This is a genomic window from Micrococcus sp. FDAARGOS_333, from assembly GCF_002206575.2.
Classification (GTDB): Bacteria; Actinomycetota; Actinomycetes; order Actinomycetales; family Micrococcaceae; genus Micrococcus; species Micrococcus lylae.
The window spans coordinates 452579-468934 of record NZ_NJFJ02000001.1; the positions used below are offsets into that span (position 1 = coordinate 452579).

12 protein-coding genes are annotated in these 16356 nt (G+C 73.2%); 9 read left to right on the forward strand and 3 right to left on the reverse strand.

The annotated features are described in order from the left end of the window. Window positions 1-98: 98 nt before the first annotated feature. A complete protein-coding gene (locus CEQ11_RS02115; protein ID WP_088477600.1) occupies window positions 99-659 on the reverse strand; it encodes an inorganic diphosphatase in 561 nt (186 codons plus the stop codon). A gap of 69 nt (window positions 660-728) precedes the next feature. Here CEQ11_RS02115 and CEQ11_RS02120 point away from each other — a divergent pair, with 69 nt between their 5' ends. Then, complete coding sequence (locus tag CEQ11_RS02120) at window positions 729-2345, forward strand: serine/threonine-protein kinase (RefSeq protein ID WP_088477601.1); 1617 nt, start codon at window positions 729-731, stop codon at window positions 2343-2345. A 57-nt stretch (window positions 2346-2402) separates the two neighbouring features. On the opposite strand, the gene CEQ11_RS02125 is transcribed toward CEQ11_RS02120, so the two are convergent. Continuing rightward, window positions 2403-4574 (reverse strand): VWA domain-containing protein, encoded by a 2172-nt coding sequence (locus CEQ11_RS02125; RefSeq protein ID WP_193762971.1) that lies wholly within the window; start codon window positions 4572-4574, stop codon window positions 2403-2405. 150 nt (window positions 4575-4724) lie between these two features. Here CEQ11_RS02125 and CEQ11_RS02130 point away from each other — a divergent pair, with 150 nt between their 5' ends. From CEQ11_RS02130 to hpt, 5 genes are all read left to right on the forward strand, one after another. Continuing rightward, entirely contained in the window at window positions 4725-5198 is a 474-nt protein-coding gene (locus CEQ11_RS02130) for a DNA-binding protein (protein WP_088477603.1), read from the forward strand. Further along, window positions 5195-7069, forward strand: a complete 1875-nt coding sequence (locus tag CEQ11_RS02135) for a D-alanyl-D-alanine carboxypeptidase (protein ID WP_102957471.1) — start codon at window positions 5195-5197, stop codon at window positions 7067-7069. The genes CEQ11_RS02130 and CEQ11_RS02135 overlap by 4 nt, the downstream gene beginning before the upstream one ends. 66 nt (window positions 7070-7135) lie before the next feature. Beyond that, a complete protein-coding gene (locus CEQ11_RS02140) occupies window positions 7136-8485 on the forward strand; it encodes a zinc-dependent metalloprotease (RefSeq protein ID WP_088477605.1) in 1350 nt (449 codons plus the stop codon). After that, complete coding sequence (tilS, locus tag CEQ11_RS02145) at window positions 8482-9759, forward strand: tRNA lysidine(34) synthetase TilS (protein WP_088477606.1); 1278 nt, start codon at window positions 8482-8484, stop codon at window positions 9757-9759. The genes CEQ11_RS02140 and tilS overlap by 4 nt, the downstream gene beginning before the upstream one ends. 91 nt (window positions 9760-9850) lie before the next feature. Next, complete coding sequence (hpt, locus tag CEQ11_RS02150; RefSeq protein WP_067190043.1) at window positions 9851-10402, forward strand: hypoxanthine phosphoribosyltransferase; 552 nt, start codon at window positions 9851-9853, stop codon at window positions 10400-10402. Window positions 10403-10703: 301 nt separating this feature from the next. Here hpt and CEQ11_RS02155 read toward each other — a convergent pair whose 3' ends face one another. Continuing rightward, window positions 10704-11768: a type IV toxin-antitoxin system AbiEi family antitoxin domain-containing protein gene (locus CEQ11_RS02155; protein ID WP_088477607.1), complete on the reverse strand. Its 1065-nt coding sequence runs from the start codon at window positions 11766-11768 to the stop codon at window positions 10704-10706. 498 nt (window positions 11769-12266) lie between these two features. Here CEQ11_RS02155 and ftsH point away from each other — a divergent pair, with 498 nt between their 5' ends. The 3 genes from ftsH (at window position 12267) to CEQ11_RS02175 (ending at window position 16325) form a co-directional block, all read left to right on the forward strand. Further along, entirely contained in the window at window positions 12267-14342 is a 2076-nt protein-coding gene (gene ftsH, locus CEQ11_RS02160; protein WP_227718885.1) for an ATP-dependent zinc metalloprotease FtsH, read from the forward strand. Window positions 14343-14763: 421 nt separating this feature from the next. Then, window positions 14764-15366, forward strand: a complete 603-nt coding sequence (folE, locus tag CEQ11_RS02170) for a GTP cyclohydrolase I FolE (protein WP_067190102.1) — start codon at window positions 14764-14766, stop codon at window positions 15364-15366. After that, complete coding sequence (locus CEQ11_RS02175; RefSeq protein WP_088477609.1) at window positions 15366-16325, forward strand: PhzF family phenazine biosynthesis protein; 960 nt, start codon at window positions 15366-15368, stop codon at window positions 16323-16325. The genes folE and CEQ11_RS02175 overlap by 1 nt, the downstream gene beginning before the upstream one ends. Window positions 16326-16356: the final 31 nt, after the last annotated feature.

Here is a 16356-nt window from a genome sequence, read left to right on the forward strand (position 1 = left end):
CCCCGCACCCTCCGGTGCGGTTCGGTTGAAGGCGAGCGGCCGTCGTCGGTCAAGCACCGGCGGGAGCACAGGTCCCGGCGGCGCTCAGAAGGCGCGGATCACTCCTGCTCAGTGGCCGGCTCGGCGGCCTCGGTGTCCACGTCGCGGCCCTGCGGCTCGTCCGACTCGGAGTGCTCGCCAGCGGCCTCGAAGCGCTTGATGGAGGCCTCGAGCTCGGCCTCGGCGGCCGCGCGGCCCTCCCAGCCCTCGGCCTTGACCCACTTGCCCGGCTCCAGGTCCTTGTAGCGGGTGAAGAAGTGCTCCAGCTCCTTCTTCAGCCACTCGTCGATGTCCTCGAGCTCCTGGATGTGGTCGAAGCGCTTGTCCGCCGGGACGCACAGGATCTTGGCGTCGCCGCCGCCGTCGTCGGTCATGTTGAACACGCCGACCGGGCGGGCCTCCACCACCACGCCGGGGAGCAGGTCGAAGCCCGGCAGGAACACCATCGCGTCCAGCGGATCGCCGTCCTCGCCCAGGGTGTTCTCGAAGAAGCCGTAGTGGGTCGGGTACTGCATCGGGGTGAACAGCACGCGGTCCAGGCGCAGGCGGCCGGTCTCGTGGTCGAACTCGTACTTGACGCGCGAGCCGGCGGGGATCTCGATCGTGACGTCGTGCTCCATGACGCTCCTCAGGTAGGAAATGGGGGTTGGTCTGGGACCACAGTACCGGCGCAGTGGCAGGCATCCGCCATGATGGGACGTATGGGTCAGGTCATCGCAGGGCGTTTCGAGCTGCTCGCCCCGATCGCTCGCGGAGGGCAGGGGACGGTGTGGCTGGCGGTCGACCGCCGCATCGGACGCCGCTGTGCCGCCAAGGTGCTGGACCAGGCCGACTCCGCCTCCCTGCTGCGCTTCGTCCGCGAGCAGGGTGTGCAGGTGGACCACGCGCACCTCGCCTCGCCCTACGGCTGGGCCGCCGAGGACCACGAGGTGGCCATCGCCATGCCGCTCGTGGCCGGCGGGTCGCTCGAGGGCGCCCTCTCCGACTGGGGTGCACTCGGGGAGTCGCTGACCGCCGCGCTGCTGCTGCAGCTGCTGGACGGGCTGGCCGAGCTGCACGGCTCCGGCTGGATCCACCGGGACGTCAAACCCGCGAACGTGCTGCTCGACGCCAGCGGCTCCGGCGCGCCCCATCTGCGGCTCGGGGACATGGGCCTGGCCATGCGCGACGACGACCCCCGCCTCACCAGCCTCGGGCACCTGCACGGCACGCCCGGCTACGTGCCCCCGGAGGCCTACACGGAGGCGGCCCCGGCCCCGGCGCAGGACTTCTTCGCCGCCGGCGTGACCGCATTGCGCATGCTCGACCCCGGCTGCCGACCGCGGGACGTCGGCGAGATCGCACGGGTGCTCGCCGGCGTGCAGGACGCCGGGCTGCGGCAGGTGCTGACCGGACTGGTCGCCGACGACCCCGACGCCAGGGTGCGCGCCGCCGCGCAGGCGCCTACCCGGCTGGCCGTGGTGGCGGCCGCGGGCCCCGGCGGTGGATACGTCACCGCCTCCGGCGAGCCGTTCGAGGTGTTCGACCAGCTCGAGGGGCTGGACGAGGAGTTCGGCAGTGCGGCAGCGGAGGACGGTGCGCCGGGGCCCGCACCGGCCGAGCCGGAGACCGAGACGCGGACCGTGGACCTGCCCCCTCAGCGGCCGACGAGCGTCCTGTCCGCCCCCGGGCGGGTGGAGGCGAGCGCCGCACCTGCGCCGCGGCCGATCGCCGCCGAGGCAGCCCCGCCCCAGGCAGCCCCGGCCCAGGGCGCGCATGCCCGTGCAGCGGCGGTCGGGGCCGGTGCCTCCGGCCCGGGTGCCGCTGGACGCGGCCGCTCGCCCCTGCTGGCCTGGAGCCTGGTGGGCGCCGGGGTGCTCGCCGTGGTCGTCGCCCTCGTGATGCTCCTCGGCGGCGGAGGAGGGGACGACCCCGGGGACCAGGCGCCCTCGCCGCCGTCCTCGACCGCTCCGGCGACCGACGCGCCGTCCTCCGCCGAACCGTCCTCCGGGGTCGCGAGCTCGGAGTCGACGGCAGACGTCGAGACCTCCGCCGAGCCGACCGACGGCTCGGGCGCGGAGTCCTCGGGAGGCGAGGAGCCGTCGTCGGGCAGCGACGAGTCCATGCCCCCGGCCACGGGACAGTCGAGCCCCGACGCGCCGGCGACCCCGCGTTCGACGGGGCGACCGAACTTGACCAGTTCGGTGCGCGAAGGGCAGGGATGCATCCCCGCCGAGCACGGCACCGAGGTGATCGGCCTGGACGAGCAGCACCTGATGTGCACCTGGACCGACGGCGCCTACAGCTGGACCGTGGTCCAGGACTGAGCCCCGGAGCCTGACCCAGGCGGTCAGGTCCGGGGCCCGGCCGTGGGGCCGGCTCCGTCAGGCGCGACGGCGGGCGGCGAGCAGCAGGCCGCCGACCAGCGCCACCACGCCCGCGCCGCCGAGGGCCCACGGGAGGAACCCGGCGCCGTCGCCGTTCGAGGAGCCCCCTGCCGCGGACTCGGGGGTGGCGTCCACGGAGGTGTCCGGGGCGTCCTCCTCGGCGTCGTCGGAGGGCTCGGAGCCGTCCTGGCCGTCGGACTCCGCACCGGCGTCCTCCGCCGGCGAGCCGTCGCGGGAGGTCTCCTCAGCGGAGCCCTCGGTGGAGCCGGCGGAAGAGCCCTCGCCGGCGCTCGACCCGTCCGTGTCCGCGGAGGACTCGTCCTCCGCGCCGAAGCGCTCGTCCCACTGGGCGGCGGTGAGGACCATGGCGCCCTGCGGATCGGTCTCCTGCGGCTCCCCGTCCACCACGGCGGTCAGCTCGAAGGGCAGCTCGCCTCCGGCCTGCTCCTGGAACTCACGGGCCACCACGATGTACTGCCGGCCCGGCACGGAGAGCGGGAAGTGCTCCCGTCCCGGATCCAGGGTGCTGCGCAGCTCCGGGTCGATCGGCCCGGCGAGCACGCTGGCCTGCATCGCCCCGCCGTCCTTGGGATACAGCCCGAGGTCCAGGCTGAAGTCCTCGTCGGCCGGCTCGACCTCTGTGGCGAAGGGCATCTCCTCGCGCAGCGGGTTGAAGACGCTGACCTGGGTGCCGCCGGCCCGCTGGGAGTCGCCCGGCAGATCCTCGCGGACCGTCAGGGTCTGGCCGGCCTGCACGTCGATCGCGTAGTAGCGGCGCTCACCGGGCAGCAGGGTGCCCTTCACGGTCTTGCCGGACTCGATGTCCTCGGCCCGGCCGAAGGACAGCCCGCCGGGGAGGTCCGCGGCCTCCGTGCGCTCGGGCAGGGTGAAGGACGGCGGCGGCAGTTCGGCCCCGCCGCCGGAGCTCTCCACCGTGGGCTCGTAGCCGACCGTCAGCTCGAGGGGCACGTCCTCCGGCCCGCCCTCTCCGTCTTCCATGCGGTAGACCGCCACCACCAGGTCCTCGCCGTCCACGAGGCACTCCTCGCGCAGCGCCTCGTCCTCGGACAGGGCCTTCATCTCCTCCCGGTCTGACCAGAGGGACGTCAGGTGCGGGTTGGCGGCGCCGGTGTTCTGGATGGTCCACTGCCGTCCGCCGTCCATGCCGTCCGGGAAGCAGTTGCCCTCGGCGTCCGGGCGTGCGGGCACTGGGCGGACGGCGAGCCCGTAGCCCTCGCCGGTGCGCAGGTGCTCCACCGGGGTCGCGAGGGTCGCCGAGACCACCGGGGTGTATCCCTCACGGAACGGGACGCGGTAGAAGCGGACGTCCTCGAAGGTCTCGGAGGCCATCTCCTCGCGCGTGGGGTGCTCGAGCCAGGCACGGGTCGGGAGGGAGTCCACGAACTGTCCCGGGGTCAGCGCGGCGGCGCTGCGGACGCCGTCTCCTCCCTGCACGGGGGTGCCCTCGGCGGTGTACGCCTCCAGCGCCCGGCGGGTCAGCTGGCTCGTCAGCTGGTCCGCGTCCTCGGCGTCCGAGTAGGTGCCGCCGGTGGCCTCCGCGATGCACTCGAGGGTCTCCTGGGCCTTGGCGTTGCCCTCGAGGCGGAAGCCGATGGTATGCACGGTGAGGTCGATGCCGTCGTCGGCCAGCTGCTGCGCCACCTCGCAGGCGGGCGGCTCGTCGCAGGTGGGTTCGCCGTCGGAGACCAGGATGATCGACTTCTCGTCCTCCACGCCCTTCAGCTCGTCCGCGGCCTGCTGGAGGGACTTGCCGATCGGGGTGCCGCCCTGGGCGTCCAGCGCGTCCACCTTCTCCATCAGGGCGTCCTTGTCCACCTCGGAGACCTCCTGCAGCGTCTCGATCTTCGTGCAGGTGTTCCGGTCCGCGTGGCCGAACGCCACCATCCCGAGCTGCGCGCCCTCCGGCGTCTTCTCCACCAGCTCGCGGGTCGCGGTCTTCGCGGCGTTGATGCGGGCGGTGCCCTTCTCATCGGCGTCCTTCTCGAGCATGGACTCGGAGTAGTCCATGACCACCACGACGGGCTGCTGGGTGGTGCGGGCGCCGTCGTCGTCCTTCTGCTCGGCGAGGGCCGAGGGCGGGGCGAGCACGGCGGCCGAGAGCAGCGCGCCCGTGGCGGCGGCGGTGATGCGGCGGTGGATGCGGTCCATGACGTCCTCCTCGTCTGGGGGGCCCGTTCGCCCCTGTGTTCGCAGTCGCAAACATACACGAGTGTTTTGCAGTTGCAAACCCCCTGCCGGCATCCGATGTGACCGACCCGATGTTTCGCACCTGCAAACACCTTTGCGATCATGGAGCGCATGACCACCACACAGGACTACGCAGAACAGCAGCGCGCCCTCTACGGCGCCCCTCTGGGCGAGCGCTTCGGCGTGGTCCTGAAAGAGTACGGCATCAGCCAGCGCACGCTCGCCGCCACGCTCGGCCTCTCCGCACCGATGCTCTCCCAGCTCGCCAACGCCCAGCGCATCAAGATCGGCAACCCCGCCGTCTACGCGCGCCTGGTCATGCTCGAGGAGCGCATCCAGGAGGAGGACAAGGCAGCCGTCCTCGCCGAGGTCCGCGAGTCCGACCCCGTCCTCACCACCCAGGTGCGGCACACCTCCTCCCAGAACGCCGACGACGGCACCGCACCCGGGCACGACCGCCTCGCCTCCGCCCTGGCCTCCCTCGGCCGTCCGGCCGAGCTCACCTCCGCCGCGGAGGCCGCCGGAGAAGGACCGCTCGCCTCCGTGCTGCGCCGGGCCGCCGAGCTGGCCGAGGGCCGCCGGTGAAGACCTCCCTGTTCGCCGCGGCGGCGGCCGCGCTGCTGGCCGCGTCGCCGATCGTCCAGCCCCATCCCGGGGGCATCGGCCCGCTCGAGGGTGACCCGGCCCCGGCGGCGGTGCGGCAGATCGCGGAGGATGCGGCCACCGCGCCGATCCCCACGGAGGACGAGGTCGCCTCCGTCCTGGCCGGGCCGCTCGCCGAGCATCCGGGCACCGCGCACGTGTCCGTCCGGGACGCGGTCACCGGGGAAGAGCTCTACGGGCAGAACCAGGACGCAGGGATCGCCCCGGCCTCCGCGCTGAAGCTGCTCACCGCCGCCACCGCGCTGCGCACCCTGGGCTCCGAACGGCAGTTCCGCACCCGCACCGTGCTGGTGGACCCGGCCCGTTCCGCGGTGCACACCCAGCCGCAGCCGGCGAGCACCTGGCAGCCCGCGGCCCCCGCCCAGCCCGCGCCGGTGGCGACCGCCCAGCCGGAGCCGGCCTCCACCGCGCAGCCGGAGCCGGCCTCCACCGCGCAGCCGGAGCCGGCCTCCACCGCGCAGCCGCAGCCGACCCCGAGCTCCACCTGGCAGCCCCAGCCCAGCTCGAGCTGGACCCCGGGTTCCTCGTCCTGGACCCCGAGCCCGTCGTCCACGTGGCAGCCGAGCCCGTCCCCCTCCGGGACGCCTTCGCCCACACCGACGCAGAGCCCCGCACCGACTCCGGAGCCGACCCCCTCGCCGAGCGACGCCCCGGCCCCGAGCCCCACGTCCGAGCCGAGCGAGAGCGGCGAGCCGAGCAAGAGCGGCGAGCCGAGCCAGAGCCCGAGTCCGTCCTCGGCGAGCCCCTCGGAGGGTGAGTCGGACGGCGAGGGCGTGCCGCCGTCGTCGTCCCCGAAGCCCTCCGGCCCGAAGCAGCTGGTGCTGGTCGGCGGCGGTGACGTCATGCTCGGCACCGGGGCCTCGGACGAGAAGCGTGTGGACGGCCACGCCGGCCTGGCGACCCTCGCCGAGCAGACCGTGAAGGGCCTCGAGGAGCAGGGCGTCACCGGGGAGGTCGAGCTGTCCCTGGACCTGCGCCTCTACGCCGGCGACGGCGTGAACCCCGGCTGGAGCGAGGGCCTGCTGGAGGAGGGGTACATCTCCCGGGTCCAGCCCCTGGCGACCTTCGGCGGCCGCCCGCAGGCCGGCACCGCCGAGGAACGTGTGGCCGACCCGGCCCAGTTCGCCGCGAAGCGCTTCCAGTCCGTGCTGAAGGAGAAGATCGCCGAGTCCGGTGCGGACCTGCAGCTGAAGGTCCGTGAGGACGTCCCGCAGACCACGGTCCCGCGCGAGATGGTCGAGGAGTCCGACTCCGTGGGCGAGGTGCGCTCCGCCCCGCTGCGCGAACAGGTGGACTACATGTTGGCGCACTCGGACAACCAGCTCGCCGAGGCCCTCGCCCGCAACGCCGCCTACGCGGTCGGCCGCGTCCCGGACCACCGCGGCGCCGCCGGCCTGATGACGGACGTGGCGGCGGACCTCGGCGTGGACACCGAGGGGATGGACCTGAAGGACGCCTGCGGTCTCACCGGGCAGAACCGCATCAGCGCGTCCGCGCTCACCGGCGTCCTCGCCGCGTCCGCGGAGATGCCGCTGCTCAGCGCGGCGCTGGAGGGCCTGCCGAGACCCGGCAGCGACTCCACGCTCTCCGAACGGCTGGTGGGCACCGCGGCGGAGGACGTGGCCGCCGCCAAGACCGGCACCCTGCTCGAGTCCGTGTCCCTCACCGGGCGTGTGGTGACCCCCCGGGGGCGGGTGCTCGTCTTCTCCGTGGTCCTCTCCGGCATCGACTCCCAGGTCGGCGAGGCCCGCGCCGCCACCGACCGGGCCGTGGTCGCGCTCTCCCAGCTCTGAGCGAAGCCCCCTGCACAGGGGACCCGAGGGCGTCCTGAGACCGGGGCCGTGTGGTGGACTGGGCGCATGACCGATTCCACCGCCGCCACCGCCCCGGCCGGCTCCGACGCCCCCGGCCCCTCCGCCGACGCCGTCCGCCGCGATCCCATCGACTGGGCCGTGGCCGCCCGCACCGCCGGGGCCCTCGTCCCACCGGGCCCCCGGCTCTCCGCGCGGCAGGCGAAGGCCGAGGCCGAAGGGCTGCGCCGCGCCGCGGACGACTCCGTGGAGCACGTCCACCGGCTCACCGGCCTCGAGGCCGCCCGCGACCTGCGGGACTCCCAGGTGCTGATCGTGGACCGCGCCACCTGGGCGACGGCGAACACCCGGTCCTTCAAGGCGCTGCTCGCCCCGACCTTCGCGCACCTGGCTGCCACCCGCCCGCAGGAGTACGCCGTCTCCACCACCCCGGTCGCCACCGCTGCCACCGGCGCCGAGCTCGGCGCGATCCTCGCGTTCCTCGGCTCCAAGGTGCTCGGCCAGTACGACCCCTTCGCCGCCCTCTCCGGCAACGGCGGACGCCTCATGCTGGTGGCCCCGAACGTGGCCGCCGTGCGCGCCGAGATCAACGTGGTCCCCGAGGACTTCCGGCTCTGGGTGTGCCTGCACGAGCAGACCCACCGCGTGCAGTTCGCCGCCGCCGACTGGCTGGCCGCGCACCTGCAGGAGAAGACCACGGAGCTCACCTCCGCCCTGTTCGACAAGTCGGACTCCCTGCCCGAGCGCCTCCGCGCAGCGTTCACCGCCGCGCTGCCCGGCAGGAACAACGACGACGGCCCCACCGGCCGCCCGGGCGTCTCGGCCGATCCCGCGGTCACCGCCGTGGGGGAGGACCCGGCGCACGGCGCCGGGGGCGCCTCCGCCGAGGAGGAGGCCGCGGTGGACCTGCAGACGGGGGCGGGAGCCGCCGTCGGGAAGGGTGGTGCCGAGAGGCCGGGCGGTGCCGAGAGGCCGGGCGGTGCCGAGGGGCCGGGCGGTGCCGAGAGGCCGGGCGGGCTGCTGGGGGCCCTGCAGGACGACGAGGACCGGGCTCGCCTGTCCCACCTGACCGCCGTGATGTCCCTGCTCGAGGGGCACGCCAACGTGGTCATGGACGCGGTGGACGCCGAGGTGGTGGAGACCGTGAAGACCATCCGCCGCCGGTTCAACGCCCGCGGCGACCGGCGCAGCCCGCTGGAGAGGTTCGTGCGCCGGCTGATCGGCATGGACGCCAAGATGCGGCAGTACGCGGACGGGCAGAGGTTCGTGGACGCAGCGGTCGCCGAACTCGGCATGGACGGGTTCAACGTGGTCTGGGACGACCCCGCGCTGCTGCCCACCGAGGCCGAGATCCACGCGCCGGACCTGTGGGTCGCCCGCATGCGCCGCGAGGCATGAACACGGTGAACGGCGGGGGCGAGGTGGACCGGCGGACCGCCGGGGTGCCGGTCGGTGACGGAGGCGCTGCCGGGCGCGGCGCCGAGCCGCCGGCGCTGGGTGCGTGGCCGCCGCCGACCCGCTGGCCGGACGCCGTGCATCGCGGGGTCGCCGCGCTGAAGGGTGTCCTTCAAGGTCAGCGGCCGGCCCTCCTGGCCGTCTCAGGCGGGGCGGACTCGCTCGCGCTCGCCGTGCTGGCCGCCGTCTTGATCGGTACGCGGGAGGGCGCCGCACTCAGGATCGGGGCTGCGGTGGTGGACCACGGGCTGCAGCCGGGATCCGCCGAGGTCGCTGCGGCGGCCGCCCAGGTGTGCCGTCGCCTGGGGATGGAACCGACCTGCGTGGAGACGGTCCGCGTCGAGGACGACGGCGACGGCCCCGAGGCCGCCGCCCGTGCGGCACGGATGACGGCGCTGGCCGAGGCCGCGCGCCGGACCGGGGCAGGGCTGGTGGTCACCGCCCACACCGCCGACGACCAGGCCGAACAGGTCCTCCTCGCCCTCGCCCGAGGCTCCGGCACCCGTTCCCTGGCCGGGATGCCGGCCCGGCGCCGGCTGCTCCCGGCGACGCAGGCCGGCGGCGCAGAAGGGGCGGGCACGACGGACGGGGCCGACGATGGGGGCGTGGAGCTGGTGCGTCCGCTGCTCGGGCTGACCCGCGCCGACACCGAGGCGATCTGCGCCTGGGCGGGCGCGACCTGGTGGACCGATCCCATGAACGCCGAACCCGACATCCGCCGGGTGAGGGTGCGTGAGCACCTGCTGCCGCTGCTCGAGGACGAGGAGCGTGGCCTCGGCGCCGGAGTGCGCGCCGGGCTCGTCCGCTCCGCGGCCATCGCAGCCGAGGACGCCGCCGCCCTCGACGCCTGGGCCGGCCGGGAGCTGGCCCGACTGCGGCGGGACGTGGAGGACACGGCCGCCACCTCGTCGCCTCGCCCGCTCGCGCTCGACCTGGACGGCCTGGCCGCCCTCCCCGCCGCCGTCCGGCACCGGATCTACGCCCGCGCCGCCGCCCTGACCGGGGCCGAGCCCACCACCCGCGAACGCCTCCTGGCGATGGACGCCCTCGTCACGCAGGCGCGCCGCGGCGGCACCTCGGCGGGCCCCGTGCAACTGGGCGGGGGCACCCGGGTGAGGCGCCGTCGTCGGGAAGCCGCCGGAGGCGGAGAGCGCCCGGGCGCGGGCGCGCGCACATGTGCAAGACTGGAGTTCCACCCCGACCCCGCGGTCGACTGAACGCGTCCGCCGCAGGCCCGCCCGCCACCCGGGCCGCCCCGACCGGACGCCTCCCACCTGTCACCACACACCCCTACAGGAGCGGCTCAGCATGGATGCCAACGACGTCCGGGACGACCTTCTTCACGTTCTCATGACCAAGGAGGAGGTGCAGGAGACCATCGAGTCCCTCGCCGCCCGCATCGACGAGGACTACAAGGGCAAGGACCTGCTGATCGTGGCGGTCCTCAAGGGCGCCGTCATGGTGGTCGCCGACCTCACCCGCGCGCTGAAGTCCCACGTGGAGCTGGACTTCATGGCCGTCTCCTCCTACGGCTCCGGCACCAAGTCCTCCGGCGTCGTGCGGATCGTCAAGGACCTGGACACGGACCTGATGGGCCGCGACGTGCTGATCGTCGAGGACATCATCGACTCCGGCCTCACGCTGTCCTGGCTGAAGACCAACCTCGAGTCCCGCAACCCGAACTCGGTGGAGATCTGCACGCTGCTCCGCAAGCCGGACGCCATGAAGGTCGAGATCGACGTGAAGTACGTGGGCAAGGACATCCCGAACGAGTTCGTGGTCGGCTATGGGCTCGACTACGCCGAGAAGTACCGCAACCTGGACTTCGTGGGCACCCTCGCCCCGCACGTGTACTCCTGAGCCGGCGGTGCCGGCCGGGGCGGCGGTGCGCTGGCCGGGCCGAGGGTCTGGTTGGGGGCACTGGCCGGGCCGAGGGTCTGGTTGGGGGCGGCGGTGCGCTGGCCGGGCCGAGGGTGCCGGCCGGGGCGGGAGTGATCTACTCCACGTCTCGCGGACATCTACTCTGAGTCTGTATCGGCTGCGTCGGAAAAGCGGTCGAATCTGCGGCGATTCCGACCCGTGGCACACAGTCAGCAGGTCATCGACATGATGGTTCGACGGTGGGCAGGTGCGATCCGAGCCGTTCGCCGTCCGTCTGCGCTCACGGACTCGGCCAGAGACGCCTGACCTCACGGATCACCCGCGCATAGGCGTTGTCCGCATCCCGTGCAGTGACGACGATGTTGCGGTAGCCGTGGCGCTCGAAGGCGGCGTTGCGCAGCACGTCCTTGTTCAGCTGCCGCTCCCTGCCGTGGTGCTTGCCGTCGTAGTGGATGGCGATCAGCTGCCTGCGGTATCCGAGATCCGCACTGGCCGGGTACGTCGGATGGAACTCCCGGTCGACGACGGTGATCTGCAGATCCGGGTCTGGAAGGCCGGCGTCCACGAGCGCGAGCCGCAGCTCCGTCTCCTTCGGGGAGTCTGCTCCGATGCGGATCTGCGTGGCGCACTCGCGGAGCAACCGCCGGTGGCGGCGGCCGGCCCGGCCTTCCACGGCCGCCGTGAGGCGAGACAGGAAGAAGACTCCACCGTCGCCTCCGTCGAAGCGCACGGCGCGTCGCGCCAGGTGGTCGCCGAAGGCGATGAGCTCGTTGCGCTCCAGTAGCGCGGCCATGTCCAGCCACGTCCGAGTCGGATCGGTGACCTGCCACTCCCGTCCCAGAAGCTGGCTCACGACGAGTTCCTCGGCACCGATGCGACTGCGGTGGGTTGCGAACCCCCGGGCGCGGGGGACGCCGGCGCGCGGATCGCGTGTGAGATGGAGACGCGAGTCGTCCATGACCCGTGCCGGCAGCCACAGTCCCTGGACCCGGGCGGCGGTGACATGGGAGAGGACCACGCTCTCACGCAGGTGGAGGAGGTGATCCAGGCGCCTCATCTCCTCCATGTCCAGATGACGGGTCCAGGTGTAGGGCTGTTCGTCGGACAGGCGTGAGCCGCCGTCCACGCCGGTGGTGGACTGTCCGGACGGGGGGTTCTCCGTCTGTGCGGAGCCGGGCGGTGTGGGTCCGTCGCCCTCGAGGCCGATCCAGCGGTAGACGCCCCGGCCGATCCGCTGGACGTCCCGGCGTCGGAGGCGCTCCTTGCTGACACCGGCTTTCTCTGCATCCCTGAGGGTGAAGGCGCGGGAGCGCAGGGAGGAGGGGAACGGGGCGGGGTGTCTCATCGACACCAGCGTGGATGAGGCGTGGGAGCTGTGGGGTGTCCGCGGGGAATCTGTGGATAACCGCATGCGGGGGAGCGATCCTCCTTCCGACGTCGGTGACGGGACGACGACGTGCGTGCCGGGCTGACGGAGAGGAGCGTTACGCGCCGTCTGTATCCCCTGCGTCGGAACTCGCGCTGCTGAGCAGGGGCATTCCGACCCGTGGCACACAGCGAAGGGCGGTGACGCCGCCACGACGGTGACGACGACGCCAGACTGCCCCCGCGCCCCCACCCCGCGCCCCCGCCCCCGCGCCCCCGCCCACACGTCCCCACGCCGCCCACGCCTCGCCCGCTGTCCACCTGCGGCGAACTCTCCGCCGCCCGCCAGCATCCCGTCGGCCCCGGCCGGTAACGTAGGCCCCCGGACCAGTGCACCCGGCCGGCAGGCCGTGTTTCAGGACAGGAGCGTGGCCACGTGGCGGACAAGAACGCCGGCTCGAAGGACAGGCCTTCGGGTCTGAAGAAGTTCCTCCAGGGACCCTTCTTCTGGATCCTGCTCGCTCTGGTGGTGCTGGGCTTCGTGATCCCCTCCGTGATGCAGCCGCAGCGCGAGGCGGTGGACACGAACGTCGGCATGACGCTCCTGAAGGAGAACAAGGCTGCCGAGGCCCTCATCTCCGACGGCGACCAGCGCGTGGACCTCACCCTCCGCGAGAACTACAAGCAGGAGGGGAAGGACTTCGGCAAGGAGGTCTACTTCTACTACTCGGAGGCGCGCGCCGAGAACGTCGTCGCGGCGATCGACGAGTCCTCCCTGGACGGCTACCAGGACGAGCCGGAGCGCTCGAACTGGTTCCTGTCCATGCTCGGCCTGGTCCTGCCGTTCATCATCATCCTGGGCCTGTTCTGGTTCCTCATGAGCCGCATGGGCGGCGGCAACTCCAAGGTCATGCAGTTCGGCAAGTCCCGGGCGAAGCTGATCAACAAGGACAACCCGGACGTGCTGTTCAAGGACGTCGCCGGCGCGGACGAGGCCGTCGAGGAGCTCCACGAGATCAAGGAGTTCCTGACCCAGCCGCAGCGCTTCCATGCCGTGGGCGCGAAGATCCCGAAGGGCGTCTTGTTGTACGGCCCTCCCGGCACCGGCAAGACCCTGCTCGCCAAGGCCGTCGCCGGCGAGGCGAACGTCCCGTTCTACTCCATCTCCGGCTCGGACTTCGTGGAGATGTTCGTGGGCGTGGGCGCCTCGCGTGTCCGTGACCTGTTCGAGCAGGCGAAGCAGAACGCTCCGGCGATCATCTTCGTGGACGAGATCGATGCGGTCGGCCGCTCCCGCGGCGCGGGCATCGGCGGCGGCAATGACGAGCGCGAGCAGACCCTGAACCAGATGCTCGTGGAGATGGACGGCTTCGACGCCTCCACCAACGTCATCATGATCGCGGCCACCAACCGGCCGGACGTCCTGGACCCGGCCCTGCTGCGCCCGGGCCGCTTCGATCGGCAGATCCCTGTGGAGGCCCCGGACCTGGACGGCCGCGCGAAGATCCTCGAGGTGCACGCCACGGGCAAGCCGATCGCCCTGGATGTGGACCTGCGCACCATCGCCAAGCGCACCCCGGGCTTCACCGGTGCAGACCTGGCGAACGTCATCAACGAGGCCGCTCTCCTCACGGCCCGTTCGAACAACAACGTCATCGACGCCACCGCCTTCGACGAGGCCGTGGACCGCGTGATGGCCGGCCCGCAGAAGCGCACGCGCCTGATGAACGAGCACGAGCGCAAGGTCACCGCCTACCACGAGGGCGGCCACGCCCTGGTGGCCGCGGGCCTGCGCCATTCGGCGCCGGTCACGAAGATCACGATCCTGCCCCGCGGCCGGGCGCTCGGCTACACGATGGTGGTCCCGGAGAACGACAAGTACTCCATCACCCGCAACGAGCTGCTGGACCAGCTGGCCTACGCCATGGGCGGCCGGGTGGCCGAGGAGATCGTCTTCCACGACCCCTCCACCGGCGCCGCGAACGACATCCAGAAGGCCACCGAGACGGCGCAGAAGATGGTCACCCAGTACGGCATGTCCTCCAAGGTGGGCGCTGTGAAGCTGGGCGGCGAGAACTCGGAGGCGTTCGGCCACGGCAGCCCAGGCTCTGGCCGCGGCTACTCGGAGGAGCTCGCCTACCTCGTGGACGCCGAGGTCCGTCAGCTGATGGACCAGGCGCACGCGGAGGCCCACTGGGTGCTCACTGAGAATCGGGACGTCCTGGACCGCCTGGCCTACGAGCTCCTCGAGCGGGAGACGCTGAACCAGGAGGAGGTCGCGGAGATCTTCAAGGACGTGCGCAAGCGCGAGCCTCGCCCGGTCTGGCTGGCTGCGGACGACCGCCCGCAGCAGGATCTGCCCCCGGTGCTGTCCCCGCAGGAGCGCCGTTCGCGCCTCGGAGACGGCGAGCAGGAGCCGATCGGCGTGGAGTCGACCACCGTCCCCGGCCACGCGCCGGACGCCCCGCCCACCACGGCCGGACCGGACCGGGGCTCGGCGCCCGGTGACGGCGGCCCCGACCTGCCCGGAGCCGGCCATGACCCGATCCACTGACCACCATGACCAGCCCGGCCGCGACCACGCCGGCCGTGACCACGCCGGCCGTGACCACGCCGGCCGTGACCACGCCGGCAGCAACCACCCCGGCCGCGACCACGCCGGCAGCAACCAGCCCGGCCGCGACCACGCCGGCCGTGACGCCTGGCCGGAGGACTGGATGGACGGCGGCGCGTCGCCTGCGGTCTGGGACCCGGCGGCGCAGGAGTCGGTGGTGACGTCGGCGGACGCGGATCCCGTGCTCGTCTCCTCGGCGCCGCAGGCGCAGCGTCCCGACGACGGCGCCGGCACCTCCGCCTGGCACGGCACCTCCCCGGATCCCCACCGGGACGCCGAGGATCCCCACCGGGGCGCCCAGGATCCCCATCGGAACGCCCCGCAGGGGGAGGCGGCTGGCCGGGGTGACGGAGCCGACGTCGTGACGGGGGTGCCGGGCACCTTCGACCCGCAGCAGACCACCGTGGACCGGCCGCGCATCGAGCGGGCCGTCCGCGAGATCCTCGAGGCGATCGGGGAGGACCCGGACCGCGAGGGACTGCAGGACACCCCGAAGCGCGTGGCGAAGGCCTACGCGGAGTTCTTCGCGGGCCTGCACCAGTCCGCGGACCAGGTGCTGGGCACGACGTTCGACATCGCGCACGACGAGCTGGTGCTGGTGAAGGACATCCCGTTCTACTCGACCTGCGAGCACCACCTCGTCCCGTTCCACGGCACCGCGCACATCGGGTACATCCCGTCCGCGCAGGGCCGGGTGACCGGCCTGTCCAAGCTGGCCCGGCTGGTGGAGCTCTACGCACGCCGCCCTCAGGTCCAGGAGCGGCTGACCACACAGATCGTGGAGGCGCTCGTGGAGCATCTGCACCCGCGCGGGGCGATCGTGGTGATCCAGGCCGAGCACATGTGCATGTCCATGCGCGGTGTCCGCAAACCCGGCGCGAAGACCGTCACCTCGGCGGTCCGCGGCCAGCTGCGCGACCCCTCCACCCGGGCCGAGGCGATGAGCCTGATCCTCAACGGCTGATGTCCGCCTCCCACGACTGCCGCGTCCGGCCCCGACCGTTCACCCAGGTGGACGTGTTCGGCGCCGGGCCGTTCGCGGGCAACCCGCTGGCGGTGGTGCTGGACGGCGAGGGCCTGTCCGAGGAGCGGATGGCGGCGGTCGCGTCCTGGACGAACCTGTCCGAGACCACCGTGGTCCTGCCGCCCACGGACCCGGCCGCCGACTACCGCGTCCGCATCCTCACCCCCACCGGCGAGCTGCCGTTCGCCGGGCATCCCACGCTCGGGACCGCCGCGGCCTGGCTGCTGGCCGGCGGCCGTCCGCGCACGCCCGGGGTCGTGGTGCAGGAGTGCGCCGCCGGCCTCGTGGAGGTCCGGGTCGAGTCCGGCCCGCACCTGCGTCCCGACGACGGCCCCGTCGCCTCCGAGGGCTGCCTCACCGGTGGTGCGGGGTCTCCGCTGCGCCTGGCCTTCCGTGCGCCCGCCCTCACGCGGGACACGGAGCCTGATGGGGCCGAACTGGAGGCGGCCCTGCACGTGGCCGGCCTGGACGGGGACGATGTGGTCGCCGCTCGCTGGACGGACAACGGCCCCGGCTGGCTGTCCCTGCTGCTGCGGGACGTGGAGACCCTGCGTGGGGTCCGCCCACGGCCGTCGGCGGACGGCTCGGCGGTGAAGGTCGGACTGTGCGCACTGACCGACGCACGGACCGCCGCCGTCGCCCTGGAGGTCCGCGCCCTGCTCGCGGACTCGGGTGTGCGGGAGGACCCCGTGACCGGCAGCCTGAACGCCGGCCTGGCCTGCTGGCTCACCGGCGCGGACGCGCCGGACGGCGGCCACCGGCTGACGGTGCCGTTCGAGGCGGGGCAGGGTGCCGCCGTCGGGAGGGACGGGCGCGTGTGGGTGAGCGCGGACGAGGCCGGGGAGCTCTGGATCGGCGGCGACGTCACCGTGGGCGTGCACGGGCAGATCCTGGCGTGAGCGCGGCATGGCCCCGACGCCCGGCCACGTC

Excerpts from the sequence above, each read along its gene's own strand:
- CEQ11_RS02115 (WP_088477600.1), bottom strand. The coding sequence starts at position 659 with ATGGAGCACGACGTCACGATCGAGATCCCCGCCGGCTCGCGCGTCAAG.
- CEQ11_RS02120 (WP_088477601.1), top strand. The coding sequence starts at position 729 with ATGATGGGACGTATGGGTCAGGTCATCGCAGGGCGTTTCGAGCTGCTC.
- CEQ11_RS02125 (WP_193762971.1), bottom strand. The coding sequence starts at position 4,574 with ATGGACCGCATCCACCGCCGCATCACCGCCGCCGCCACGGGCGCGCTG.
- CEQ11_RS02130 (WP_088477603.1), top strand. The coding sequence starts at position 4,725 with ATGACCACCACACAGGACTACGCAGAACAGCAGCGCGCCCTCTACGGC.
- CEQ11_RS02140 (WP_088477605.1), top strand. The coding sequence starts at position 7,136 with ATGACCGATTCCACCGCCGCCACCGCCCCGGCCGGCTCCGACGCCCCC.
- tilS (WP_088477606.1), top strand. The coding sequence starts at position 8,482 with ATGAACACGGTGAACGGCGGGGGCGAGGTGGACCGGCGGACCGCCGGG.
- hpt (WP_067190043.1), top strand. The coding sequence starts at position 9,851 with ATGGATGCCAACGACGTCCGGGACGACCTTCTTCACGTTCTCATGACC.
- CEQ11_RS02155 (WP_088477607.1), bottom strand. The coding sequence starts at position 11,768 with ATGAGACACCCCGCCCCGTTCCCCTCCTCCCTGCGCTCCCGCGCCTTC.
- CEQ11_RS02175 (WP_088477609.1), top strand. The coding sequence starts at position 15,366 with ATGTCCGCCTCCCACGACTGCCGCGTCCGGCCCCGACCGTTCACCCAG.